Origin of the sequence: Rhodanobacter thiooxydans, from assembly GCF_021545845.1 — a bacterium.
GTDB lineage: Bacteria > Pseudomonadota > Gammaproteobacteria > Xanthomonadales > Rhodanobacteraceae > Rhodanobacter.
This window is the reverse complement of the sequence record NZ_CP088923.1, coordinates 1865268-1891114: the sequence shown is the minus strand read 5'-3', so window position 1 is coordinate 1891114 and position 25847 is coordinate 1865268. Positions and strand designations below refer to the sequence as shown.

At 69.8% G+C, this 25847-nt stretch carries 21 protein-coding genes and 1 pseudogene; 7 read left to right on the top strand and 15 right to left on the bottom strand.

The features are described from left to right. Position 1: 1 nt before the first annotated feature. The 4 genes from LRK53_RS08400 to LRK53_RS08385 all read left to right on the top strand — a co-directional run bounded on the left by LRK53_RS08400 (position 2) and on the right by LRK53_RS08385 (position 7373). Positions 2-1387 carry a sensor histidine kinase gene (locus tag LRK53_RS08400; RefSeq protein ID WP_235642627.1) on the top strand — a complete coding sequence of 462 codons (1386 nt, stop codon included), beginning with the start codon at positions 2-4 and terminating at the stop codon, positions 1385-1387. A gap of 145 nt (positions 1388-1532) precedes the next feature. Next, positions 1533-2699 (top strand): efflux RND transporter periplasmic adaptor subunit, encoded by a 1167-nt coding sequence (locus tag LRK53_RS08395; RefSeq protein WP_051257481.1) that lies wholly within the window; start codon positions 1533-1535, stop codon positions 2697-2699. Positions 2700-2721: 22 nt separating this feature from the next. Continuing rightward, positions 2722-5916: an efflux RND transporter permease subunit gene (locus tag LRK53_RS08390; protein WP_027491537.1), complete on the top strand. Its 3195-nt coding sequence runs from the start codon at positions 2722-2724 to the stop codon at positions 5914-5916. Continuing rightward, positions 5913-7373, top strand: coding sequence for an efflux transporter outer membrane subunit (locus tag LRK53_RS08385; RefSeq protein WP_235642626.1), 1461 nt, complete (start codon positions 5913-5915; stop codon positions 7371-7373). Before LRK53_RS08390 ends, LRK53_RS08385 begins: the two co-directional genes overlap by 4 nt. A gap of 12 nt (positions 7374-7385) precedes the next feature. Here LRK53_RS08385 and gltX read toward each other — a convergent pair whose 3' ends face one another. Both gltX and LRK53_RS08375 read right to left on the bottom strand, forming a co-directional pair. After that, positions 7386-8786 carry a glutamate--tRNA ligase gene (gene gltX / locus LRK53_RS08380; RefSeq protein ID WP_027492441.1) on the bottom strand — a complete coding sequence of 467 codons (1401 nt, stop codon included), beginning with the start codon at positions 8784-8786 and terminating at the stop codon, positions 7386-7388. An 82-nt stretch (positions 8787-8868) separates the two neighbouring features. Continuing rightward, positions 8869-9306: a DUF4399 domain-containing protein gene (locus LRK53_RS08375; protein ID WP_027492440.1), complete on the bottom strand. Its 438-nt coding sequence runs from the start codon at positions 9304-9306 to the stop codon at positions 8869-8871. A 112-nt stretch (positions 9307-9418) separates the two neighbouring features. On the opposite strand from LRK53_RS08375, the gene LRK53_RS08370 reads away from it, so the two are divergent. Further along, a complete protein-coding gene (locus LRK53_RS08370; protein WP_037089456.1) occupies positions 9419-10579 on the top strand; it encodes a glycosyltransferase family 4 protein in 1161 nt (386 codons plus the stop codon). Beyond that, entirely contained in the window at positions 10548-11111 is a 564-nt protein-coding gene (locus LRK53_RS08365; protein WP_027492438.1) for a phosphatase PAP2 family protein, read from the top strand. The genes LRK53_RS08370 and LRK53_RS08365 overlap by 32 nt, the downstream gene beginning before the upstream one ends. Positions 11112-11662: 551 nt before the next feature. Here LRK53_RS08365 and accD read toward each other — a convergent pair. The 13 genes and pseudogenes from accD to prmB all read right to left on the bottom strand — a co-directional run bounded on the left by accD (position 11663) and on the right by prmB (position 24870). Then, positions 11663-12532 carry an acetyl-CoA carboxylase, carboxyltransferase subunit beta gene (gene accD / locus LRK53_RS08360; protein WP_235642625.1) on the bottom strand — a complete coding sequence of 290 codons (870 nt, stop codon included), beginning with the start codon at positions 12530-12532 and terminating at the stop codon, positions 11663-11665. Between the two features lie 46 nt (positions 12533-12578). Continuing rightward, positions 12579-13379 carry a tryptophan synthase subunit alpha gene (trpA, locus tag LRK53_RS08355; RefSeq protein WP_027492436.1) on the bottom strand — a complete coding sequence of 267 codons (801 nt, stop codon included), beginning with the start codon at positions 13377-13379 and terminating at the stop codon, positions 12579-12581. Then, positions 13376-14587, bottom strand: a complete 1212-nt coding sequence (gene trpB, locus LRK53_RS08350; protein ID WP_027492435.1) for a tryptophan synthase subunit beta — start codon at positions 14585-14587, stop codon at positions 13376-13378. The genes trpA and trpB overlap by 4 nt, the downstream gene beginning before the upstream one ends. Before the next feature lie 159 nt (positions 14588-14746). Beyond that, on the bottom strand, positions 14747-15760 hold the full coding sequence (locus LRK53_RS08345) for a cupin-like domain-containing protein (protein ID WP_235642624.1): 1014 nt from the start codon (positions 15758-15760) through the stop codon (positions 14747-14749). Next, positions 15757-16380: a phosphoribosylanthranilate isomerase gene (locus LRK53_RS08340; protein WP_027492434.1), complete on the bottom strand. Its 624-nt coding sequence runs from the start codon at positions 16378-16380 to the stop codon at positions 15757-15759. The genes LRK53_RS08345 and LRK53_RS08340 overlap by 4 nt, the downstream gene beginning before the upstream one ends. Beyond that, positions 16377-17144 carry a tRNA pseudouridine(38-40) synthase TruA gene (truA, locus tag LRK53_RS08335; protein ID WP_027492433.1) on the bottom strand — a complete coding sequence of 256 codons (768 nt, stop codon included), beginning with the start codon at positions 17142-17144 and terminating at the stop codon, positions 16377-16379. Before truA ends, LRK53_RS08340 begins: the two co-directional genes overlap by 4 nt. A 104-nt stretch (positions 17145-17248) precedes the next feature. Beyond that, positions 17249-19612, bottom strand: a complete 2364-nt coding sequence (locus tag LRK53_RS08330) for a motility hub landmark protein FimV (RefSeq protein WP_027492432.1) — start codon at positions 19610-19612, stop codon at positions 17249-17251. 175 nt (positions 19613-19787) lie between these two features. Then, positions 19788-20075 carry a hypothetical protein gene (locus tag LRK53_RS08325; RefSeq protein WP_037089448.1) on the bottom strand — a complete coding sequence of 96 codons (288 nt, stop codon included), beginning with the start codon at positions 20073-20075 and terminating at the stop codon, positions 19788-19790. A gap of 11 nt (positions 20076-20086) precedes the next feature. Further along, entirely contained in the window at positions 20087-21118 is a 1032-nt protein-coding gene (locus LRK53_RS08320) for an aspartate-semialdehyde dehydrogenase (RefSeq protein WP_027492430.1), read from the bottom strand. A 34-nt stretch (positions 21119-21152) separates the two neighbouring features. Next, a pseudogene (locus LRK53_RS08315) lies at positions 21153-22140 on the bottom strand (2-hydroxyacid dehydrogenase). A 31-nt stretch (positions 22141-22171) separates the two neighbouring features. Further along, positions 22172-23260: a chorismate synthase gene (gene aroC / locus LRK53_RS08310; RefSeq protein ID WP_027492427.1), complete on the bottom strand. Its 1089-nt coding sequence runs from the start codon at positions 23258-23260 to the stop codon at positions 22172-22174. A gap of 137 nt (positions 23261-23397) precedes the next feature. Next, positions 23398-23940 (bottom strand): GNAT family N-acetyltransferase, encoded by a 543-nt coding sequence (locus tag LRK53_RS08305; protein WP_027492426.1) that lies wholly within the window; start codon positions 23938-23940, stop codon positions 23398-23400. A gap of 3 nt (positions 23941-23943) precedes the next feature. Then, positions 23944-24870: a 50S ribosomal protein L3 N(5)-glutamine methyltransferase gene (gene prmB / locus LRK53_RS08300; protein WP_027492425.1), complete on the bottom strand. Its 927-nt coding sequence runs from the start codon at positions 24868-24870 to the stop codon at positions 23944-23946. A 64-nt stretch (positions 24871-24934) separates the two neighbouring features. Here prmB and asd point away from each other — a divergent pair, with 64 nt between their 5' ends. Then, positions 24935-25792, top strand: a complete 858-nt coding sequence (gene asd / locus LRK53_RS08295) for an archaetidylserine decarboxylase (RefSeq protein ID WP_027492424.1) — start codon at positions 24935-24937, stop codon at positions 25790-25792. Positions 25793-25847: the final 55 nt, after the last annotated feature.

Sequence of the window (25847 nt, the reverse complement as noted above, 5' to 3'; positions counted from 1 at the left end):
CATGCGCAGCGGCCTGCGCCATTCCGTCGTGCTGCGCATGGCGCTGGGCTACGGCCTGCTGCTGCTGGTCTCGGTTGCGGTGGTTTCGGCGATCTTCTACATCGGCACCGCCGGGCTGCTCGCACGCAACATCGACAAGCAGCTCGAACTGGGCGCGCGCCGACTGGTGCAGTTGCACGACCGCCAGGGACTGTCCGCGCTGCGCCAGGAGATCTTCGGCCTGCTCACCGACGACCAGGACGTCAACACCGAGATCTATCAGCTCGACGCGCCCGACGGCAGCGTGCTGATCGGCAACCTCGACCGCTGGCATGCCACCGGCACCGCCACCGAGGCGCTGCTGGAGCAACCGGTGCGGCGGCGCGGCCAGGACACGTTGGGGCGCCTGCTCGTGCATCGTTTCCCGGACGGCGCGGTACTGGTGGTGGGGCGCGACCTGCAGGATCAGCGCGACCTCGAACGCATGGTGCTGGCCGCGCTGGCCATGGGCGGCCTGATCGCCTTCGCGCTGGCGGCGGGCGGCGCGCTGCTGGTGCGACTGCAGCTGCAGCGCCAGCTCAAGGCGATCCACCGCACCACCGCGGAGGTTGCCGCAGGGCGGCTGGACCGGCGCATCACGGTCGGCCGTTCGCGTGACGAGTTCGCGATGGTGGCACGCGACGTCAACCGCATGCTCGACCAGATCGAGCAGCTGATGAACAGCGCCCGCGACGTCTCCAATGCGATCGCGCACGACCTGCGCACGCCGCTGGGCCGCATCCGCGCCGTGCTGGAGGACGCGCTGCATCCGCAGCAGCCGCCGCAGGCGCTGCGCGAAGCTGCGACCAGCGCGATCGACGAGATCGACGCGGTCACCCGTCTGGTGGACAAGCTGCTGCAGATCGCCGAGGCCGAGGCCGGCGTGCGCCGCCAGAACTTCGAGCCGGTCGCCTTGCGCGAGCTGGTCGGCGACATCGTCGAGCTGTACCAGCCGGCAGCCGAAAGCGAGGGCATGACGCTTGCGCTGACGGTCGAGGACGAACCGCAGGTGGAGGCCGACCGTGACCTGCTGGCGGGCATGCTGGCCAACCTGCTCGACAACGCGCTCAAGTACGCCGGCCACGGCGCCGCGGTGCGGGTCGTGGTCCGCGCCGCGGCGGAAGACGTGCGCATCGAGGTGGCCGACGACGGGCCGGGCATCCCGCCCGGGTTGCTGGGTCGGGCGACCGAGCCGTTCTTCCGCGCCGATGCCAGCCGCTACCAGCGCGGCAACGGCCTGGGCCTGTCCATCGCGGCGGCCGTGGTCGCCCTGCATCGCGGGCAGCTTCGGCTGGAGGACGCGGCCCCCGGCCTGCGCGTGGTCATCCGGTTGCCGCGCGGGAACGACGGCAACCTTTCCGGACGGTAACTGTTTCCGCCCGGATCGCGCGATTAACTTAGCGCCGCCTGGCACGCGGCCGCCCCCGGCGATCCACACCGAGGCGGGCGGCCTCACCCCGCACGCCGCCCTTTGCCGCGCGACCTGCGCATGCCCTGCCCCCAAGGAATGCGTGATGTATGACCTCATCCGAACGATGCGCCCGGCGCTGCAACCGTGCCTGCTCGCGGCGCTGCTGGCCGTGCTTGCCGCCTGTGGCCGCCGCGCCGATCCGCCTGCGGCCACGGCCCGGCCCGGCGACAGCGTCACGCTGACCGAGCGCCAGGCGCAGCAGGTGGTGGTGCTGCCGTCGCAATGGCGCGCATTCGACCGTCGCCTCGATGCCGTCGGCTACATCGACTTCGACCAGGACCGCCTGGCCCAGGTGTCTTCGCCTTACCAGGGCCGCGTGCGGCAGGTGCTGGTGCAGGTCGGCGACCGCGTGGCCAGGGGGCAGCTGCTGTTCACCGTCGACAGCGCCGACCTTGTGCAAGCGGAGTCGAACCTGGTGGCCGCCGCCGGCGTGCGTGCCCTGGCCAGCCACACCCTCGAACGCGCGCGCCAACTGCTCGACATCCAGGCGAACGCCCGCAAGGACCTGGAGCAGGCCATCGCGGACCAGCAGACCGCCGAGGCCAGCTACCGCGCGGCGTGCACGGCGCTGCGCCTGCTCGGCCAGACCGACGCGCAGATCGACCGCATCGCCACTCGCCGCGCCATCGACGGCGAACTGCGCGTGACCAGCCCGATCGCCGGGCAGGTGGCGGCGCGCGCGGTGGCGCCGGGCGACTGGCTGCAACAGGGCGGCGCCGCGCCCATCAGCGTGGCTGCCGACGATGCGCTGTGGATAGTGGCCGGCGTGCCGGAGGACGAGATCGCCGAGATCCACCCCGGTGATCCGGTCAGCGTGCGGGTGGACGCCCTGCCGGGACTGGTGCTGCAGGGCCGGGTCGACCTGGCCGGCAGCAGCGCCGATCCGATCACCCACCGGGTGCAGGTGCGCACGGTGCTGCACGGCGCCGACGCACGGCTGCGCCCGCAGATGCTGGCCAGCATGGAGGTGCGCACTGCGCCGCCGGCGCGCGTGGTGACCGTGCCCGCCGAGGCCGTGGTGCGCGAGGGCGACGGCACCATGACGGTATACGTCACCACCGACGGCCGCCGCTTCACGCGGCGCCCGGTGGCACTGGGCCGGCAGCAGGACGGCCAGGACGAGATCGTCAGCGGCCTCGCCGCCGGCGAGCGCGTGGCCGGCAGCGGCGCGCTGTTCCTGAGCAACGCGCTGGCGCTGCAGTCGCAGTAGCCCACCTGCAAGGAAACGCATCGTGCTCAGAGGCATCGTCGCATTCGCGCTCAACCGCCGCTCCATCGTGCTGATGGCGCTGCTGGCGTTCCTGATCGCCGGCCTGGTGGCGTATTCCAAGCTCAACATCGAGGCCTATCCGAACCCGGCTCCGGTGATCCTGGAAATCACCGCACAGGCACCCGGCCTGTCGGCGGAGGAAATGGAGCGTTCCTATACCCGCCCGATGGAACTCGGCCTGGCGACCACGCCGGGGGTGGACACGATCCGCTCGACCTCGTTCTACGGCCTGTCCTTCGTGCGCGTCACCTTCAGGTACGGCGTCGACTACTACCGGGCGTACACCCAGGCCGCGCTCAACCTGCAGCAGAACGTGAGCCTGCCCAACGGCGTGCAGCCGCAGATCCAGGCCTCCAGCCTGGTCGGCGAGATCTACCGCTACCAGCTGGTCGGTCCGCCACACTTCGGGCTGACCCAGCTGCGCACGCTGCAGGACTGGGTGGTCAGCCACCGCCTGCTGTCGGTGCCCGGCGTAGCCCAGGTGGTCACCTGGGGCGGCACCACCAAGGCTTACGACGTGGATGCCGACCTGCACCGACTGCAGGGCTACGGCATCACCCTGCCCCAGTTGATCGCGGCGATCGGCAACGCCAACACCAACGTCGGCGGGCGCACGATCGGCATCGGCCAGCAGTCGGTGAACATTCGCGGCATCGGCCTGATCCGCGACACCAGCGACATCGGCGACATCGTGCTGGCGCAGTCGCACGGCACGCCGGTGCTGGTGAAGGACGTCGCCCGCGTCTCGATCGGCCACGTGCCGCGCCTGGGCCAGGCCGGCCGCGACGACCAGGACGACGTGGTGACCGGCATCGTGGTGATGAACCGCACCGAGCAGACCAGCGACGTCGTGGCGCGCGTCAAGGCCGAAGTCGCCAGGCTCAACAGCGATGGCACGCTGCCCGCCGGCGTGCGCCTGGCGCCGATCTACGACCGCTCCACGCTGGTCGCGGTCACCACACACACGGTGTTGCACAACCTGCTGTTCGGCTGCCTGCTGGTGTTCCTGATCCAGTGGCTCTTCCTCGGCGACCTGCGCAGCGCGGTGATCGTCAGCGCCAACATTCCGGTAGCGCTGTTCTTCAGCATCATCCTGATGGTGGCGCTGGGCGAGTCGGCCAACCTGCTCTCGGTGGGCGCGGTGGACTTCGGCATCATCGTCGACTCGGCGGTGATCCTGATCGAGAACATCTTCCGCAACTTCCAGAAGGGCGCCGACGAGCGGCAGGAACTGCTGCACGAGCATGCGCAGAACGAGTTTGCCATGTACGCCCGCGGCGGCACCGCGCACAACTGGAAGGAACGGCTGCGCCTGCTGTTCATCAGCGCGATCCAGGTCGACCGCGCGGTGCTGTTCTCCACCGCGATCACGGTGGCCGCCTTCATCCCGCTGTTCACCATGCAGGGCGTGGAAGGCCAGATCTTCAACCCGATGGCGCGCACCTATGCCTATGCGCTGTCCGGCGCGCTGATCGCCACCTTCACGGTGACGCCGGTGCTGGCCTCGCTGCTGCTGCCGCGCCACGTCGCGGAAACGGAGACCTGGTTCGTCCGCGCGATCCGCCGGCTCTATTCGCCGATCCTCGAGCAGGCGCTGCGCCGGCGCCGGCTGACTGCACTGATCGGCACGGGCTTCCTGCTGGTCGCCGCGCTGCTGGCCACCCGCATCGGCACCGAGTTCATGCCGACGCTGGAGGAAGGCAACCTGTGGATCCGCGCCACCATGCCCACCACCATCACGCTGGAGGCCGGCGAGGCCCAGGTGGGCCGCATGCGCCGCCTGATCAAGGCGCACCCGGAGGTGGTCACCGTGGTCTCCCAGCACGGTCGGCCGGACGACGGCAGCGACGCCTCGGGCTTCTACAACGTGGAGTTGTTCGTGCCGCTGAAGCCGCAGGACGAATGGCCCGCGGGCGATACCAAGGAGAAGCTGGTGGACTCGCTGCAGCGCGAATTCGGGCAGGCCTTCCCGGGGGTGCAGGTCAACTTCTCGCAATACATCCAGGACAACATCGAGGAAGGCCTGTCCGGCGTGAAGGGCGCCAACTCGGTGAAGATCGTCGGCCCGGAACTGCCGGTGCTGGAAAAACTGGCCGACCAGGTGATGGAGCAGATGCGCCGCGTGCGTGGCGTGGAAGACCTCGGCGTGTTCCACGTGCTCGGCCAGCCCAACCTCGACATCACCGTCGATCGCGCCAGGGCCGCACGCTACGGCCTCAACACCGGCGACATCGACAGCGTGATCCAGGCGGCGGTCGGCGGCACCCAGGCCACTACGGTGATAGAGGGCGACCGCCAGTTCCCGCTCACCGTGCGGCTGGCCGCGCCGTACAGATCCGATCCGCGCGCGATCGGCGACATCCCGGTGGGCTACACCGCCTCGAACGGCGTCACCGCCTACGTGCCGCTGCGCGAGGTGGCCAACATCTCGCTCGATACCGGCGCCTCCTACATCTACCACGAGCGCAACGAGCGCTTCATCCCGGTGAAGTTCAGCGTGCGCGACCGTGACCTCGGCGGCACCGTGGCCGAGGCGCAGCGGCGCATCGCCGCGCACGTCGCGCTGCCGGCCGGCTACCACCTGGCCTGGGCGGGCGAGTTCGAGGACATGCAGCAGGCCAAGGTGCGCCTGGCGGTGGTGCTGCCGATCGCGCTCGGGCTGATCCTCGCCCTGCTCTACACGCTGTTCAACTCGCTGCGCGACAGCCTGCTCACGCTCGCCGCGATCCCCCTCTCGATCGCCGGCGGCCTGATCGCGCTGTACCTGTCGGGGCTCAACCTCAGCGTGTCGGCGGCAATCGGCTTCATCTCGCTGTTCGGCGTGTCGGTCATGAACGGGATCCTGGTCATCAGCCACTTCAACCACCTGTTGTTCGAGGGCAGCCCGCCGCTGGAGGCGATGCGCCTGGCCGCCGAGCAGCGCATGCGCCCGATGCTGATGACCGCGCTCTCGGCCTGCATCGGCCTGCTGCCCGCCGCGCTCTCCACTGGCATCGGCAGCCAGGTGCAGCGTCCGCTGGCCACGGTGGTGGTGGGCGGCATGCTGCTGGGACCGCTGATGCTGCTGGTGGTGGCGCCGGCACTGCAGGTGCTGGTGGTGGAGTGGTCGCAGCAGCGCAGTCGACGCCGCACCACCGCGACGGAGCCCTCGCCGTGAACGCGCGCGCCTACCGCTTCGCCGCCTGCCTTGCCACCGCCGTGCTGGTCGCCGGCTGCGCGGTCGGCCCCGACTACCGGCGCCCGGCGCTGCCGCCGGCGGACGCCTACCTGCGCGAGCCGCTGCCGGCGACGATAAGCGGCGCGGGCGACAGCCAGCGCCTGCTGCCGGGGACGCAGGCCAGCGCGGCATGGTGGCGGGCCTACGGCTCGCCGCAGCTCGACGCGCTGGTGGCGCGCGCGCTGACGCACAACCCGTCGCTCGACGGGGCACGGGCCGCACTGCGCGTGGCGCAGGAAAATCTCGCCGCGCAGCGGGCAGCGTTCCTGCCGAATGTGCAGCTCGGCTACTCGGCCAGCCGCCAGCGGAACGCCGTGGGCACCCTCTCGCCCGCGCTGACCTCCGGCCAGCCGATGTATACGCTGCACACGGCGCAGCTCACAGTGGGCTACGCGCCGGACGTGTTCGGGCTGAACCGGCGCACGACCGAGTCGCTGGCCGCGCAGGCGCAGGCGCAGCGCCTGCAGTTGGAAGCCGTGCGCCAGGCACTGGCCGCGAACGTGGTGGCGGCGGCGGTGCAGGAAGCCTCGCTGCGCGCGCAGATCGCGGCCACCGAGGGCATCGTCGCGGACGCCACCCGTGCGCTCGCGCTGGTGCGCCGGCAGGTCGAACTGGGCGGCGCCTCCGGCCTCGACGCGGCCGCGCAGGAAATCGCCCTGGCCCAGGCCCGCGCCGCCCTGCCCGTGCTGCAGAAGCAGGAGCAGCAGAATCGCGACCTGCTCGCGGTGCTGGCCGGGGAGCCGCCCGCGCAGGCAAACGAGCCGCCGTTCGCATTGGACCGCCTGCAGCTGCCGCGCGAGCTGCCGGTGGCGCTGCCGGCCACGCTGGTCGAGCGGCGCCCGGACGTGCGCGCCGCCGAGGCCGAGGTGCATGCCGCCAGCGCCCAGGTCGGTGTGGCCGTGGCCAGCCGCTTTCCGCAGTTCTCGCTGTCCGCGCAATACGGCGGCAGCGCCACCGCCTTCGACCGCATGTTCGCCTCGGGCAACACGTTCTGGAGCCTGACCGGCGGCGTGGCGCAGACCGTGCTCGACTTCGGCGCGCTGAAGCACCGCCAGCGCGCCGCCGAGGCCGCCCTGCAGCAGGCCGTGGCGCAGTATCGCGGCACCGTGCTGGCCGCGTTCCAGAATGTCGCCGACGCGCTCTACGCACTGGACGCCGACGCCCGCGCGGCCGAGGCCGCCGCCAGCGCCGAGTCTGCCGCGCGGCGCACGCTGGAACTCACCCGCCGGCAGCAGCAGGCAGGCCAGGTGGGCGGGCTGGCCGTGCTCGTGGCGGAGCAGGCCTGGCAGCAGACGCGGATCGCCGCGGTGCAGATGCAGGCGACGCGCCACGCCGACACCGCGGCGCTGTTCCTCGCCCTCGGCGGCGACTGGCGGGGCAACACACCGAAGCCGTGAGCTGCGCGGGGCTCAGCCCCGTGCCAGGGTCTTCGCGTAGTCGAGGCGGCGCAGCGCCTCGGCGCGGCCGGCCAGGTAGATGGTGTGCTCGATCGAGGGCGAGACCTGGGTGCCGGTCATCGCCACGCGCAGCGGCTGGGCGACCTTGCCCATGCCAAGCGCCAGCTGCGCGGCGACCTGTTCGATCACCTGGTGGATGGGCCCGGGTTGCCACTGGACCTCGGCGAGCAAGGCCTTCGCCGCATCGAGCACGGCCGGCGCGCTGTCGTTCCTCAGGTGCTTGGCCACCGCCTTGTCGTCCCACTCGACGATGGGGCCGTACCAGATCTTCGCGCGCTCGGCCATTTCCTTCAGCGTGTGCACGCGGTCGCGCAGCGCCACGATCACGTCGACCGGCGCCGGGCCGTGCGAAGCGTCGATGCCGGCACGCTGCAGGTGCCACTCGAACTCGGCGGCCAGCGACTGCGGCTCGTCGGTCTTCAGGTAGTGCTGGTTGAGCCAGGCGAGCTTCTCGGTGTCGAAGCGCGAGGCAGCCTTGTTGACGTTGGCGATGTCGAACAGCGCGATCATTTCCTCACGCGAGAAGATCTCCTGGTCGCCGTGCGACCAGCCGAGGCGCACCAGATAGTTCAGGATCGCGTGCGGCAGGAAGCCGTCGGCGCGGTACTCCATCACGCTGACCGAGTTGGTGCGCTTGGAGAGCTTCTTGCCTTCCTTGTCCAGGATCATCGGCAGGTGCGCGAATTCCGGCACTGGCGCACCGAGCGCCTGGTAGATGTTGATCTGCCGCGGCGTGTTGTTGACGTGGTCGTCGCCGCGGATCACCTCGGTGATGCCCATGTCGATGTCGTCGACCACCACCGCGAAGTTGTAGGTGGGCCAGCCGTCGGAGCGGAAGATCACCAGGTCGTCCAGCTCGCTGTTGGCGATCTCGATGCGGCCCTTCACCTTGTCCTCGAACACCACCGAACCCTCCGTCGGGTTACGGAAGCGGATCACGCGATTCGGATCCTCGCGGAAAGGTTCGTTGCGGTCGCGGTAATAGCCGTTGTAGCGCGGCTTTTCGCCCGCCTTCATGGCCGCCTCGCGCATCGCCTCGATCTCTTCCTTGCTCTCGTAGGCGTAGTAGGCGTTGCCGGCGGCGACCAGTTCGCCGGCGACCTGTTTGTAACGCGCCAGCCGCTGGGTCTGGTAGAACGGGCCTTCGTCGGCGTCGAGATCGAGCCAGTGCATGGCGTCGAGGATCGCCTGCACGGCCTCCTCAGTGGAGCGCTCGCGATCGGTGTCCTCGATGCGCAGGATGAACTGGCCGCCGCGGCGACGCGCCTCCAGCCAGCAATACAGCGCGGTGCGCGCCCCGCCGATGTGCAGGAAGCCGGTGGGGCTGGGGGCGAAGCGGGTGCGGACGGTCATCGGTATATCAGCGGAATGGGATTGAGCCGCCGATTTTAACCGATCTGCGACATGCGCCCGCGCATCTGCCGGCCGGATCCGCTCACTTCACGTGAATGGTGATCTTCCTCGACACCACGGTCGGCTCGAACGGCACGTGGTTCTGGTCGCCCAGCTCCAGTTGCAGCGTGTGCGTGCCCGGCTTCAGCTTCAACGTGGTCTCGGTCTGGCCGCCGCCGAAATGGATGTGCTGTTCGTCCTTCGGAACCGGCTGGCCGGCGGGCGGCAGCTCCTTCACGTCGACCAGCAGGTGGTGGTGGCCGGTGTGTTCCTTGGCCACGCCGGCCGGCGCCACGCCCATGCCCTTGAGGCCAAAGCGCACGGTGACGTCCTGGCCCACGGTGGCGCCATTGGCGGGCGCGATGATGTACGCCTCGGCACCGGCAGGAGCCGGCGTGGCCGGCAGGCCGGCCGGGGCATCGGCGGCCAGCGCGGTGCCGGTCAACCCGGCCATGGCCAGGGCAAACAGGATACGTTTCATCGTCGGTCTCCAGTGAGGGAAGAACGACCCAGTGTAAGCGCAGCGTCATGCCCTCGCCACGCCAGCGCAACGCCGCGGCGCGAAGCTGCGCCCAGCCAGCACGGGTATTCTCATGCGCATCGGCATCGTCAGCGAGACCTATCCACCGGAAATCAACGGCGTCGCGCTGACCGTGCACAGCCTCGCCGCCGGGCTCGCCGCCCGCGGCCACTGCATCGACCTGATCCGTCCGCGCCAGCCGCAGTCGCACGGCGACGAATCCGGCATCGACGTGCTCGAACTGCGCGGCGGCGCGCTGCCCCGCTATCCAGGTCTGCGCTTCGGCCTGCCCGCCGGGCGCACACTGCGGCGGCACTGGTCGCGGCAGCGCCCCGATGCAGTCTATGTGGCCACCGAAGGGCCGCTCGGCTGGTCGGCCGTGCGCGCCGCCAGGCAGCTGGGCATCCCGCTCAGCAGCGGTTTCCATACCCGCTTCGACAGCTACGCCAGCCATTACGGCGTGGGCCTGCTCACGCCGCTGGTGCGCGGCTACCTGCGTCGTTTCCACCAGCGCGCCGCCGCCACGCTGGTGCCGACCGATGCGCTCGCACAGGAACTGCACGCCATGGGCATCACCAATACGCGCCTGCTGCGCCGCGCCGTGGATACGCAGCTGTTCCATCCGAACCGCCGCGACATGGCCCTGCGCGCCGACTGGGGCGTGGACGCCGCCACGCCGGTGGTGCTGTACGTGGGGCGCATCGCGCCGGAGAAGAATCTCGAACTGGCGGCACGAACCTTTCGCGCGATCCAGCAGCAGGTGCCGCGGGCGCGCTACGTGTGGGTCGGCGACGGCCCGGCCCGCGACGCGCTGCAGGCCGCGCATCCGGATTTCATCTTCGCCGGCGTGCAACGCGGCGAGGCACTGGCCCGGCACTACGCCAGCGCAGACCTGTTCCCGTTCCCCAGCCTCAGCGAGACCTTCGGCAACGTGATCATCGAGGCCCTGGCCGCCGGCCTGCCGGTGGTGGCGTACGCCGAAGGCGCTGCGCGCGAGCACCTGGTCGACGGCGTCAACGGTTGCTGCATTGCTACGGGCGATGAGGCGGCCTTCATCGACGCCACGGTCAGGCTGGCCAGCAACCCGGCGCTGATCCGGCACATGGGCCGCGCGGCGCATGCCGGCGTGGCGGGGCTGTCGCCCGAAGCGGTGATCCGCGATTTCGAAAACCTGCTGCGCGAAATGGCCGAGGAGAACCTGCATGAACACGCCTCCGTCGCTGCCCAACTCTGAACTCCTGCCTGGACCCCGCTTCGCGCTGGATCGTCGCGTCTGCGTGATCGCCAACCACTGGGGCGCCCGTCGCGTGGTGGGTGCATGCTTCGGCATGGTCAGCCGGCTCGGCGACGGCATGTTCTGGTACGCGCTGATGGCGGCGCTGGCGGCGTTCGGCGGCCAGCGCGGGCTGATCGCGGCCACGCACATGGCGGTCACCGGACTCGCTGCGCTGCTGCTGTATCGCGTGCTGAAACGTTGGACGCGCCGCCCGCGTCCGTATCGCGCCTGCCCCGGCGTGATCGCGCACGTGCCTCCGCTGGACGAGTTCAGCTTCCCGTCCGGACATACCCTGCAGGCGGTGGGCTTCAGCATCGTGGCGCTGGCCTGGTATCCGGCGCTGGCACCGCTGCTGCTGGGCTTCACCGCGCTGGTCGCCGCCTCGCGGGTGATCCTCGGCCTGCACTACCCGAGCGATGTGCTCGCCGCCATCGTGATCGGCGGCATGCTCGGCGGCGCCTCGCTATGGCTGGCCGGCCTGCCCGGCTGAGAGGTTGTGATTTTTTCAACCTCCCAGGCCGGCCACGGCGAGGCCAGGGCGAGGGCATGGCGAGGGCATGGATGCCCGAGTTGAGGCAACGCAGGGAGCGGTTGCCCGATGCCCGAGTTGAGGCAACGCAGGAGCGGTTGCCCGATGGCCGGACATGAAACAGTCACGCCAGTGACTGTTTCATGTGAGCGAGTCCGGGCATGTACCGGACTCGCGATCGAAGAAAACCACAGGATGTGGTTTTCTTCACAAGCGCTGAGCAGATCCTGCGCACGCCGTCGGCCGTGTCTTTGCGCTCAAGCAGATAGCGCACTTGTCCACAGGCTTTACCGCGCGCGCTCCACAATCGCTGTGGAAAACCAGTGCCGCACACCGCGCCGTCATGCGCAACTCGTGACCAGCGCGTAGCAAGTGCTTGATGGAGCAGCGGCGAAGTCGGCTTGTCCACAGGCTTTGCCGGAACGCTTCCACAGCAGCTGTGGAAAACCCTTCGGCAAGAACGACGATGCCGCCCGCAGGCGGCATCGCATCATGGCAGGCAGCTCGCCCGCTCAGGCCGCGCGTGGCGCCTTCATCAGGATGCCGAGCAGATCGGCCAGCTTGTCGCGCATCTCGCGGCGGTCGACGATCAGGTCGATCGCGCCGTGTTCGAGCAGGAACTCCGAACGCTGGAAACCTTCCGGCAAGGTCTCGCGCACGGTCTGCTCGATCACCCGTGGGCCGGCGAAGCCGATCAGCGCCTTCGGCTCGCCGATATTGATGTCGCCGAGCATCGCCAGGCTGGCGGAGACGCCGCCGGTGGTCGGGTTGGTCAGCACGCTGATGTACGGCACGCCGGCGTCGCGCAGGCGCGCCAGCGCGGCGGAGGTCTTGGCCATCTGCATCAGCGAGAACAGCGCTTCCTGCATGCGCGCGCCGCCGGTGGCGGAGAAGCACACCAGCGCGCTCCGGTCGGCCAGCGCACGTTCGGCGGCGCGGGCGAATTTCTCGCCGACCACCGAACCCATCGAGCCGCCCATGTAGGCGAACTCGAACGCCGTCGCCATCAGCGGACGGCCCTTGAGCCGGCCGCTCATCGCGACCATCGCGTCCTTCTCGCCGAGCTTCTTCTGGGTGGCGACGATGCGGTCGCGGTACTTCTTGGTATCGCGGAATTTCAGCGGATCGGTCGGCTCCAGGCTGGCCCACAATTCCTGCGCCGAGCCCTCGTCGAGCAGCGCGCCGAGTCGCACCCGAGCGCTGATGTAGTGATGGTGACCGCACTTGGGGCAGACCATCAGGTTGCGTTCCAGCTCCGGCCGGTACAGCACGGTGCCGCAACCGCCGCACTTCTCCCACACGCCCTCGGGTACTGAACCCTTGCCGCCGTTCGGACTCTGCGGGCGGGTGCGCGGGTTCATGATTTTCTGCAGCCAGTTCATTGCATCGCCCTACCGTTCGTGCGCGCCACCCAGGGCAGCATGTTGTTCAGTGCGCGTCGAGCGCGCTGCGAATCGGCGCGAGAAACGCGCGTACCCGTCCAGCAATGTCATCGGCATCCGTCGCGCCGGCCAGCTTGTCCACCAGCGCGCTGCCGATCACCACCGCGTCGGCAAAACCGGCGATCGCCTGTGCGCTCGCTGCATCGCGGATGCCGAAGCCCACCGCCACCGGCGCCTTCGCACGGGCGCGGATATCGGCCACGCGCACCGCGATGTCGCCGGTGCTCAAGTGTGCCGCACCGGTGATGCCGGCGAACGAGACATAGTACAGGAAACCCTCGGCCGAACCGCACAGCTGCGCCATACGCGAGGGTTCGGTGGTGGGCGCGGCGAGCAGGATCTGCTGCAGCCCGGCGTCGCGCAACGGCTGCAGCACGGCGGACTCCTCCAGCGGGCAATCGACCAGCAGCACGCCGTCGACGCCGGCCTGCACGGCCTCCTGCGCGAAGCGCGCGTAGCCGTGGATCTCGACCGGATTCAGATAGCCCATCAACACGATCGGCGTGTCCGCATCGCGCTGGCGGAACCTGGCGACCCAGCCCAGCACGTCGGCGAGGCCCACGCCCTTCGCGATGGCCCGCTCGCTGGCGTGCTGGATCACCGGGCCGTCCGCCATCGGATCGGAGAACGGCACGCCCAGCTCGATCAGGTCGGCGCCGACGTCGACCAATGCATGCATCAACGCCACCATGTGCTGCGGTGACGGATCGCCGGCAGTGACGAACGGGATCAGGCCGGTGCGATTGGCGGCCTTCAGTGCAGCGAAGCGGCGGTCGATGCGGCTCATACCTCGACTCCTTCGCGCGCGGCGATCGTGTGCACGTCCTTGTCGCCGCGGCCGGACAGGTTGCACAGCACGATGCCGTCCGGCGGATACTCGCGCGCCAGCTTGACCGCCTGCGCCACCGCGTGGCTGGACTCCAGCGCGGCCAGGATGCCTTCGGTGCGCGCCAGCAGGTGGAACGCCGCCAGCGCCTCGTCGTCGGTGACGCCGACATAGTCGGCGCGGCCGGTGTCCTTCAGGAACGCATGCTCGGGGCCGACGCCCGGGTAATCGAGGCCGGCCGAGACCGAATGCGTCTCGGTGATCTGGCCGTTGTCGTCGCACAGCACGTAGGTGCGGTTGCCGTGCAGCACGCCGGGACGGCCGGCGGCCAGCGAGGCCGCGTGATGGCCCGTCGCGATGCCCTCGCCCGCCGCCTCGGCGCCCACGATGCGCACGCCGGCGTCGTTGAGGAAGGCATGGAACAGGCCGATCGCGTTGGAGCCGCCGCCGACGCAGGCGGTCAGCACGTCGGGCAGGCGGCCATACTCTTCGAGCATCTGCGCGCGCGCCTCGCGGCCGACGATCGCGTTGAAGTCGCGCACCATCAGCGGGTACGGATGCGGCCCGGCAACGGTGCCGATGATGTAGAAGGTGTCGGCCACGTTGGTGACCCAGTCGCGCATCGCCTCGTTCAGCGCATCCTTCAGCGTCTTCGAGCCGGAAGTGACCGGCACCACCTCGGCGCCGAGCAGCTTCATGCGATAGACGTTGATCTTCTGCCGCTCGATGTCCACCGCGCCCATGTAGACCACGCACTTCAGGCCCAGCCGCGCCGCCACCGTGGCGCTGGCCACGCCGTGCTGGCCGGCGCCGGTCTCGGCGATGATGCGGGTCTTGCCCATGTTGCGCGCGACCAGCGCCTGGCCCACGGTGTTGTTGATCTTGTGCGCGCCGGTATGGTTGAGGTCTTCGCGCTTGAACAGGATGCGCGCGCCACCGACGTGCTTCGACAGCCGCTCGGCGTGGTAGATCGGGCTGGGCCGGCCCACGTAGTGCTTCAGGTCGCGGTCGAGTTCGGCGATGAAGGCCGGATCCTGGCGCAGGCGCAGGTAGGCTTCGGTCAGTTCGGCCAGCGGCGCCATCAGGGTCTCGGCGACGTAACTGCCGCCGTAGTTGCCGAAGCGGCCGTGCGCGTCGGGGTAAGCGTTGTAGTCCACGATCTTGCTCATGTAGTCACTCGATACGGGCGTCGGAGCGCACCCTGTCCACAAGGGACTTCCTTCGGTCGTGCGCGATGCTTTTGTCCACTATGCAGAAAGAGCATCGCGCACAGGGTGCGCTCCTACAGGCAAGCAGCCATCTTAGCGGCAAGCCCGACCGAACGGGGGTCACAGGTAACGGCGAATGGAGGCCCTGACCTCGGCCAGTTGTCCGGGCGTGAGCGGGCCGAGGATGCCGCGCCGGTCGGCGGGCAAGTGTGCGGCGGGATCCTCGTCGCCGAACACGTAGTAGTCCAGCAGTTCCTTCCACGCCGCCCGTTCCGCCGGCGGCAGCGCGCGCAAGGCGAGGATGCAGTGCATCAGGGCGCCCAGCGCAGTGTCCGGCGCATGACCGTCGGCAGGCACCGGCCGCCACCAGTAGTTCACCAGCGCGTTGATCCGCTGCAGGGATTCCACGTGATGCCACCACAGCGGCGGAATGTAGATCGCATCGCCGGGATGAAGCTCCGCCGCCTGCGCCTCGGCCAGCGCCCGTTTCAGGCGGGGAAAGCGCGGATCGTCGGGGCGGTCGAGCCGGGCGATGCCGATCGCCGCGCCGGTAGGCGCGAAATCCAGCGGCCCGACGTACAGGTTGCGCGCCTGTTCCGGCGCGAACAGGGTGAAGCGCCGGATGCCGCACACCACGCAGGCGACATTGTGGTACTCGTCGAAATGCGCCGGCGTGGTGACCCGGTTGCCGATCCAGATGCGCGGCTGGATGCTGCGGTCGAGGAAGGGAATGGCGTGATCGTCCAGCAACCCCGGCAGGCACTCGGCGATCAGCGCGCTCTGCATCGCCAGCCCCGGCGCCTCCGGCTGGCGGCTGTACTGCGCCAGCCGCTGCAGGCCCTGGCCGATCGAGACGCGGTGGTGCTCGTAGTTGAAGCCGTCGAACGCCGCGTTGTAGCCGATCACCCCGCCCTCGCCCGGCGGCAGCAGCAGCGCATCAACCTCGCCGCCGTTGTCCCGCCGCGCCAGCTCGCGCGCAAACGCGTCGTCCGACTGCCGCGCCCAGGCCACCATCGGCCAGTCGCGGCACAGGCCGCGGATCACCAGCGGGCGGGCGCGGCCGACCAGCTCGGCAAGGGCGGGCGAACCGTCGCCATCGCGGCATTCCTCGATGGCGGCCGGAGCGCCGCTCACGCCGTATCCGCCTCGCGCACCGCGCGGATGAAGGCTTCCAGCCGGGCCGGGTCCTTGATCCCCGGCGCCGACTCCACCCCGCTGGCCACGTCCACCGCCCACGGCCGCGCCGTACGCACGGCCTCGCCCACGTTGCCGGCGTGCAGGCCGCCGGCCAGGATCAACGGCTGCGCCAGGCTATCCGGCAGCAACGACCAGTCGAACGTCCTGCCGCTGCCGCCGGCCTCGCCTGCCGCGTGGCCGTCCAGCAGCAGGCCGGCGGCGTGCGGATACGCCTGCAACCGGGACAACGCCGTCGCGCCCTCGCCCATCGCAACCGCCTTGAGGAACGGATGGCCGAACTGCGCGCACCAGGCGTCGCTCTCGCTGCCGTGGAACTGCAGCCAAGTGGGCCGCACGGCGTCGAGCACCTGCTGCACCAGTGCTGCCTCGTCGTCCATGAACAAGGCCACGGTGGCCACGAACGGCGGCAGCGCCGCCACGATCTCGCGCGCCTGCGCCAGCGTCACCTGCCGCCGGCTGCGTGCGGTGAACACCAGCCCGATCGCGTCGGCACCGAGCCGCGCGGCGAGCAGCGCGTCGCCGACCCGGGTCATGCCGCAGCACTTGATGCGGGTCACTGGCTCACCTCGCCCGGCAGGCCCCAGTACGGCTCGTAGCGCGGGCCGATGAAGGTCAGTCCGGTAGCCGGCGCGGTCGGTCCAGCCAGCTGGCGGTCGCGGCCGGCCAGCAGCTCGGCCACCCATGCGACCGGCTGCTCACCACGACCGACCGGCAGCAGCGAGCCGACGATGTTGCGCACCATGTGGTGCAGGAACGCGTTCGCCTCGATGTCGACGAACACCTGCCCGCCCTCGCGCCGCACGCTCACCGCCAGCACGCTGCGGCGCGGGTGCGCGGCCTGGCAGGACAGCGCGCGGAACGCGCTGAAATCGTGCTCGCCCAGCAGCGCCTGCGCGGCTTCGTGCATGCGCGCGGCATCCAGCGGCAGGCGCTCCCAGGTGACGTAGCGCGCATCCAGCGCCGCCCGCACCGGCCGGTTGAGAATGTGGTAGCGATAGCGCCGGCTGCGTGCCGCGTAACGCGCGTGGAAGCTGTCCGGCACCGGTTGCGCCCACAGCACCGCCACGCTGGCCGGCAGGTTGGAGCAGCCGCCGAGTACCCAGCCGCGCATGTCGCGGCGTGCTTCGGTGTCGAAGTGCACGACCTGGCAGCGGCTATGCACGCCGGCATCGGTGCGCCCTGCGCAGCTGACCTCGACCGGATGGTCGGCCACCTTCGACAATGCTTCCTCCAGCACACCCTGCACGCTGACATCGGCCTTCAGGCGCTGCCAACCGCTGAAATCGGTACCGTCGTATTCGATGCCCAGGGCAATGCGCATGGAGTCGTGCAGCGGTTCGTCGAAAGAAGAAAGATTAGCAGGCCACAACGGCATCGGGCCGGCAAAAACCGGCCCGATGCGTTCCGCGCGTTGCTGCCCGCGGCTCAGTGCAGGCTGTCGAGCAGGCGCTTGGCGGCATCCTTCTGCATCTGGCTGCCTTCCTTGGCCACCTCGTCGAGCATGGCGCGGGCGCCTTCGGCGTCGCCCATGTCGATATAGGCGCGGGCCAGGTCGAGCTTGGTGTCCACCGGGTCGTCGTTGAACTCGCTCAGGTCATGGCCAGCGTCGGCCGCCAGCGGCATGCTGTCGTCTTCCTCGAAGTGCCAGCTCGACACCGGCTCGGTGGGCGCGGGCCGGCTCGATGCCAGCGGCGCGACCACGGTGGCGTCGTCCCCCGCCGGCGCCGCTGTCGGTGCCGGGCGCGCCGCCGTTTCGCCAGCGGTCCGGGTGAGATCGAAGTTGAAGTTGTATTCGCTGACGGGCTTGGACCCGCTCGGCGGCAGCGGCGGCGGCGCGGAGACCACCGTGGGCGCATCACCCTTGTCGGCATAGTCGTCGATGTTGAACGCGCCGCGCGCTTCGGCCTCGCCGGACAGCGCCGGCTCGGCGTGATGGTCGAACAGCGGGTGGCCCGGCGCCAGGTCCTCGCCCATGTGCAGCACATCCTGCCACTCGTCCTGCTGCGGATCGACGATATGGGCGTGCATCGCCTCGGCCGCCGCCTCGAAATGCTCGACGTCGCGGCGCGAGTAGTACAGGGTGACCAGTTCCAGGTGCAGGCTGATGTCATCGGGATGTTCGGCCAGCTGGTCGAGCAGCTCGTCCTGGTCGACGTCGCCGCCGGGAAAATCCTGAGCGGAGGCGGCGGTCGAACCGAAACGGTTGGCCAGCGACGGCGGCACCTTGGACGCCTCGGCGGCCGGCTTGCGCCGGCGGCCCAGCATGGCCAGCAGGATCAGCAGCACGATCGCACCGCCCGCGGCCGCCCAGGCCCACGTATGCATGTACCACGGCTGTTCCAGCGGCGCCGGCGCATGGGCCGGCGGCGTGGCGACCGGCTTCTCCACCGGCTTGGCCAGCGTCGACGTCGCGATCGGCGTGGTCATCACGGTGCTGGCGTGCGCCGGGGCGCGGGCCGGAGCGGAGGCAGCCGCCGCAGTGGCCGCAACCGGCGCCGCAGCGACACTGGCGGCCGTGCTGGCGGTGGCGGTTTCCAGCTTCTCCACGGGCGCCGCGGGCACGGCGCCCGTGGCCTTCGTGTTGCTGGCGGCGGCCGCCGGCGATGCAGCCGCAGGCTGATTGGCCGCCTTGCGTGCGGCGGCCAGCTTGGCCTGCAGCTCGGCGATCTGGTTGTCCTTCAGCGACAGCAGGCGCTCGTTCTTGCTGTTGATGTCCGCCAGATCCTTCACGCGGGCCTTCAGATCCGTGGTCTGCTGCTGCAGGCTGGCCAGACTCTCCTTGGTGCGCAGCAGCTCCTGGCGCGCGCCATTGCCGGCCGCGCCGCCGCCCTGCGAGCCGGCGCCGGTGTTCGCCTTGGCCGGCATCAGGGCCAACCGGTCGCCGGTGTCGGGTGCGCCGGTCGACGCACCGGCACTGGACGTACGGGCGGCGGCGTTGGCCACGACCGCCGGCTTGCCCGGGGTACCGGCACGCCAGTCGCTGTTCTGCCGGCGCACTTCGGCGACGGCGGCGGCGATCGTCATGGCCTGCGCCTCGGCCGAGGTCGGCACGCGCAGCACCACGCCGGTCTTCAGCGCATTGATGTTGTTGCGGTAGAACGCATTCGGGTTGGCCTGCTGCAGCGCCAGCATCATCTGCTGCACGTCGACGCCGGACGGGGTCACGCTGCGCGCAATGCTGGACAGCGTCTGGCCACGCTCGACCGGAGCGGTCTGGCCGTTGCCGGCCTCTACGGACGCGGGAGCGGGCGCCGCCTTCGCCACAGCCGCCTTGGCGGGCTTGGCCGGGGCAGCCGTCTTCGTCGCCGGAGCCTCCGCCGCCTTGGCCGGCCGGGTCACCCTCGGGTACGGCGCGGAGGGCGCCGTGGTGGTCGCGACGGGCGCCGCCTGGGAACCGTTCGGCGGATCGAGCAGGATCGCGTACTCGCGCACGCTCCTGCCGGCCTTGCCGTTCACTTCGATCAACAGGTCGAGGAAGGGGTCGCCCACCGGCGTGCTGCTGGTGATGCGGATCACCGGTTGCCCAGCGCCGGCGGTGGCCACGCTGAAATGCAGCGGGACCGCGGTGCGCCCGCCAACGATGCCGGCACGCGCGAATTCGTCGCTGGAAGCCAGCTGGACGGTGAGCCCCTGCAACTCCGCCGGGCTTTCGGGATGCAGCGGAATCTCGGCCAGCAGCGGCTGTCCCAGCGCCGATTTGACCCGGATCTGACCAAGGTCCACAGCCATGACCTGGCTGCTGCCCAGCGCCAGCGCGATCAGCATCGACAATTTCAACGAACGATTCATTGCATGTTCCCCCGAACGATCCTGGCGCGACCCTTTATTTGTTCATGGCGCCGCCGCAAGGGCGGCCTGCCCCAAAATGAGCTGCCACTTTAGTTATATGCAGGCCAATCAACAATAGCTGCGGCGAATACTTGCAGTGCATTGCTGCAGTGTGTTCTCACCGCGGCGACACTTCTCAACGCGCGCCCGAGGCCGCCTGGGCCTGCAGTTTATGCAGCTGTTGCTGCAGCTCGGCGATGGTCTGGTCCTGCTGCTGCAGCCGTTCGCTGGCCCGCCTGCTGTCCGATTCCTGCCGGCCGAGGTGCTGCTTCAGCCGTGCCACTTCGGCCTGGCTGCCCGCCAGTCGCTGCCGGGCCGTCGACAGTAATTTTGCCGGCGCCGGCGCAGCCGGCGACGGCTTCGCCCGGTCACCGGCCCAGGCCGCCGACGCGAGGACGAACCCAGCAATTACAAGGAGTTGCATCAAACGCCTGTTCAGAGATAGTCCTCGATCAGCAATTCGGCGATCTGTACCGCGTTCAGCGCCGCGCCCTTGCGGATGTTGTCCGAGACGATCCACAGATCCAGCCCGCGTTCGTACGAGATGTCCTCGCGGATGCGCCCCACGTACACCGGATCGTTGCCGGCCGCCTCGCCCACCGGGGTCGGATAGCCGCCCGGCTTGCGCTCGTCCACCAGCACCACGCCCGGCGCCTGGCGCAGCAGCTCGCGGGCCTGCTCGGCGGTGATCTTGTCGCTGGTCTCGATGTGCACTGCCTCGGAATGGCCATAGAACACCGGCACGCGCACCGCGGTCGGGTTCACCTGGATCGACTCGTCCTCCAGGATCTTGCGGGTCTCCCACACCAGCTTCATTTCTTCCTTGGTGTAGCCGTTCGGCTGGAAATCGTCGATCTGCGGGATCACATTGAACGCGATCTGGGCCGGGAATTTCTTGCCCGGTTCCACGCTTTGGAAGTTCAGCAGCGCCGCGGTCTCCCGGCCCAGCTCCTCCATGCCGCTGCGGCCGGCGCCGGAAACCGACTGGTAGGTGGCCACGTTGATCCGCTCGATCTGCACCGCGCGGTGGATCGGCGCCAGCGCCACCAGCATCTGCATGGTCGAGCAGTTCGGGTTGGCGATGATGCCGCGCGTGGTGTACTGCGCGATCGCATGCGGGTTGACCTCGCTGATCACCAGCGGGATGTCGTCCTGGTAGCGGAACTCGGAGGTGTTGTCGATCACCACCGCGCCGGCCGCCGCCGCGCGCGGCGCATGCACGCGGCTGACCGAGCCGCCGGCGGAGAAGAACGCGATGTCGACGCCGGCGAAGTCGTAGGTGTCCAGCAACTGCACGGTGATGTCCTTGCCGCCGAAGCTGACCTTGCCGCCGGCGGAACGCTCGCTGGCCAGCGGCACCAGCTCGCTGACCGGGAACTCGCGCTCGGCGAGGATCGCCAGCACGGTCTCGCCGACCGCGCCGGTGGCGCCGACCATGGCGACCTTGTAACTGCTCTTCTGACTCATGGGATTGTCTGCTCGCGGGTGGTGATCGTGCCGGTTACAGCACGTTGGGATTGAGGATGTTGGGCGGGCGCCCGGTGCGCGGGCCGTGGCCGAACCGCGCCAGCACATTGTCGACCGCCGCCGAGGTCATTGCGCGGCGGGGGTCGGTCGTGGCGCTGGCGATATGCGGGCTGAGCACCACGTTGTCGAGTTCGAGCAGGCCCGGGTACAGCGCCGGTTCGCCCTCGAACACGTCCAGCACGGCGCCGGCCTGCCGCCGCTCGCGCAGGGCCGCGGCCAGCGCCTTGTCGTCCACGATGCCGCCGCAGGCCACGTTCACCAGCATCGCGGTCGGCTTCATCAGCGCCAGCTCGGGCGCGCCGATCGCATGCCGGGTCTGCGGCGTCAACGGCAACGCCAGCACCAGGAAGTCGGCCTCGCGCAGCAGCTGCGACTTGTCGACGAAGCGCGCGTTGCAGGCGCGCGATGGCCTCCGGCAGCGGCGAACGGTTGTGGTACAGCACCGGCATGCCGAAACCGACCGCACGCTGCGCAATGGCCTGGCCGACCCGGCCCATGCCGAGGATGCCCAGGCTGCGGCCGCGCACGTCGCTGCCCAGCCACGCCTCGAATTCGGTGGCCTTCCAGTGCCCGGCGCGCAGCCAGCGCTCGGCCGCGGTCATCCGCCGTGCCGCGCCGAGCAGCAGAGCCCAAGCGTAATCGGCCACGCTCTCGTTGAGCACGTCGGCGGTGTTGGAGACAGCGATGCCGGCGGCGCTGAGCGCGTCGAGGTCTAGATTGTCGTGGCCGACGGCAAGGTTGGCGACGATGCGCAGGCGGTGTGCGCCGGCAATCTCCGCCGCGCCGATACGGTCCTTCAGGCCGACGATCGCAGCGTCCTGCCCGGCCAGCTTCGCCGCCAGTTCGGCCGGACTGAACTTGCGCTCCTCCGCCTCGGCGGTCACCTCGAAATGCGGTTCGAGCCGGGCGATGACGCCCGGGAAGGTGGGTCGCGAGATCCAGATGCGCGGCTTGTCAGTCATCGACTTGGTTCCGGTTGCAGCACACGCCCCGTCACGGGATGCGCGGAGCCACCACGCCCACGTCGCCGCACTGAGCGCGGTGGCGCAAGGCGTGATCCATCAGCACCAGCGCCATCATCGCTTCGGCGATCGGGGTAGCGCGGATGCCGACGCAGGGGTCGTGGCGGCCCTTGGTCACCACCTCGACCGGTTCGCCGGCCAGGTTCACGCTGTGTCCGGGGATCAGGATACTGGAGGTGGGTTTCAGCGCGATCGAGGCGACTACTGCCTGTCCCGTGCTGATACCGCCGAGAATGCCACCGGCGTGATTGGACGTAAAGCCGTCCAGATACATCTCGTCGCGATGCCCGCTGCCGCGCTGGGCGACGGCGGCGAAGCCGTCGCCGATCTCCACGCCCTTGACCGCGTTGATCGACATCAACGCACCGGCCAGGTCGCCGTCCAGCTTGCCGTAGATCGGCTCGCCCCAGCCCGGCGGTACGCCGTCGGCGATCACGTTGACGCGCGCGCCGACCGAGTCGCCGGACTTGCGCAGCGCGTTGATGTAGTCCTCCAGCGCCGGCACCTGGGCCGCGTCCGGCCAGAAGAACGGGCTCTGCTCCACCGCGTCCCAGTCGAACGCATCCGGCACGACGTCGCCGATCTGCGCCAGGTAGCCGCGCACGCGCACGCCGTGATGTTCGGCCAGCCACTTCTTGGCGACCACCGCGGCGGCCACGCGCATGGTGGTCTCGCGCGCCGAAGAACGACCGCCGCCGCGCGGGTCGCGGATGCCGTATTTCTGCCAGTAGGTGTAATCGGCGTGGCCGGGGCGGAAGGTCTGCCCGATCTCGCCGTAGTCCTTGCTGCGCTGGTCGGTGTTGCGGATCAGCAGCGCGATCGGCGTGCCGGTGGTCCTGCCCTGGTAGACGCCGGAAAGGATTTCCACCTCGTCCGCTTCGTGCCGCTGCGAGGTGTAGCGGCTGCGGCCGGTGGCGCGGCGTTCGAGATCGTGACGGAACTGTTCCGGCACGATGGCCAGCCCCGGCGGGCAGCCGTCGATCACGCAGCCGATCGCCGGCCCGTGGCTTTCGCCGAAGGTGGTGACGGTGAACAGCTTGCCGAAGGAATTGCTGGACATGGCGCGTCCGGGATCAAAACTCCAAGCATACCGGCACCGCCCTTCCTGTAGGAGCCCGCTCACGGGCGATGCCTTGAAAGCCGGGATTCGGGATTCGGGATTCGGGATTCGAAAGAGCATTGCCCGCGAGCGGGCTCCTACAGTGGTGGCGTGGGCCGGTCGCGGGATGGCATGGCGAAGATCATGTCGTCGACCCATTCGCCGTGCAGCCACAGGCTCTCGCGGTGGTGGGGGGCTTCCTGGCGCATGCCGAGGGAACGCAGCAAGGCGAGGCAGGCCAGGTTGCGCGGGTCGACCGAGGCCTGCACGCGGTGCCGGCCCCACGGACCGAACACCTGGTCGAACAGCGCGCGCAACGCCTCGCCGGCGTAGCCGCCGCCCTGCGCGACCGGCACCAGGCTGACGCCGAACTCGACCGAGGCCTGCGCATCCTCCGGCAGGTTCACGCCGAGGTCGCCGATCAGCCGGCCGCCCTCGCGCAGGCGGATCGCGCGCTGGAACCAGCCGACGGGGGTCGCCGCGGAAGATTGCCGCTCGATGAAGGCACGCGCGGCGGCGGGATCGGCTGGCCGCCAGCCCTGGTAGCGCGCCACCGCGGGGTCGCTGCGCAGCGCGAACAGCGCCGCGGCGTCGTCAGGGCGCAGCGCGTCGATCCGCAGCTGCGCCGTGACCAGCTCCATCGCTCAGCCCGGCCGGCGCGCAGCGGCCACCGCACGGATCGCCGACGCGTGCTCGACCAGGTCACGCCGCTCCAGCGCGAACACGCCCATCGGGCCAACCTTGAACTCGATCCACACGAACGGCACTTCCGGCAGCAGCGCGGCCAGCGCGTGCTCGCTCTCGCCCACCTCGACGATCAGCAGGCCATCCTCGGTGAGATGGCCGGCGGCTTCGTCCAGCATGCGCAGGCATAGGTCCAGGCCGTCGGCGCCGGAGGTGAGACCGAGCTTCGGCTCGTGCGCATACTCGCCCGGCAGCGCGGCGTATTCGTCCTCGGTGACGTAGGGCGGATTGGAGACGATCAGGTCGTACCGGCGCCCGGCCACGCCGGCGAACAGGTCGGACTGGATCGCCTCGACGCGGCCCTCGACGTGCTGGAACGCGATGTTCTCGCGCGCCAGCGACAACGCCTCGTCGCTGACGTCGACGATGTCGACCTGCCAGTCCGGGTTGTACTCGGCCATGGCGATGCCGATGCAGCCCGAGCCCGTGCACAGGTCGAGCGCGCGCTCGACCTGACGCTGGTCCAGCCACGGCGCGAAGCCCGTCTCGATCAACTCGGCGATCGGCGAGCGCGGCACCAGCGCGCGGCGGTCGCTCTTGAACTTCAGCCCGGCGAACCAGGTTTCGCCGACCAGGTAGGCCACCGGCAGGCGCTCGTTGACACGGCGCTCGATCAGCGCCAGCACATTCGCGCGTTCGGCCGTGGTCAACCGACCAGCGCCGTACGCCGGCGGGATATCCGGCGGCAGGTGCAGGCTGGCCAGCACCAGGTGGGTGGCCTCGTCGATCGGGTTGTCGTGGCTGTGGCCGAAGGTGAGCCCCGCCGCCGAGAAGCGGCTGGCGCCATAGCGAATGAAGTCGATGATGGTGGCGAGTTCGGCGGTCACGGTGGTTCCGGCTGGGCGGCGAAAGGCCAGCGATTATAAGGCCGCGCCCCGTATACTTCGGTGGATGACCTTCAAGATCCTCCTGCAATACATGCTTCCGCACCGCTTCCTGTCGCGGGTGGTCTACTGGGCCACGCGCTGGACGTTCGCGCCGTGGAAGAACTGGCTGATCGCCACCATCGTGCGCAACTACGATGTGGACATGGCCGAAGCGGCGCAGCCCGATCCGCTGGCCTATCAGCACTTCAATGCGTTCTTCACCCGCAAGCTGAGGCCCGGCGCGCGCCGGGCCGACGCCGACCCGGCCGCCCTGCTTTCGCCAGCCGACGGCCGCATCAGCCAGGCCGGCGCGATCGTGGACGGCCGCATCTTCCAGGCCAAGGGCCAGGAATACACTGCTGCCGAGCTGCTCGGTGGCGACGAGGCCACCGCCGCGCCGTACCGCAACGGTCGCTTCGTCACCGTATATCTGTCGCCACGCGACTACCACCGCGTGCACATGCCGCTGGCCGGCACGCTGAAGGAAACTGTGCACGTGCCGGGGCGCATCTTCAGCGTGGCGCCGTTCACGGTGGAGGCGATTCCGCGGCTGTTCGCGCGCAATGAGCGGCTGGTCTGCCATTTCGAGGGCGAGCACGGCCCATTCGTGGTGGTGATGGTGGGCGCAATCCTGGTCTCGTCGGTGGCCACCGTATGGGACGGCCTGGTGATCCCGCCGTATGCGCCGTCGATCCGGCGCAAGTCGTTTGCCGGCCAGCACGTCACGCTGGACCGCTTCGCCGAGATGGCCCGCTTCAACATGGGCTCCACCGTGATCGTGCTGCTGCCCGAGGGGGCGGCCGAGCTGGATGCCTTGCAGCCGCAGCAGGCCGTGCGGGTCGGTCAGCGGCTGGGACGCCGTCGGCAATCGACGCCGAACTGACGCCGCGCGTCATTTTGTGACGCCCTAGGCGCTATTGCCGCAACCGCTTCGCTAC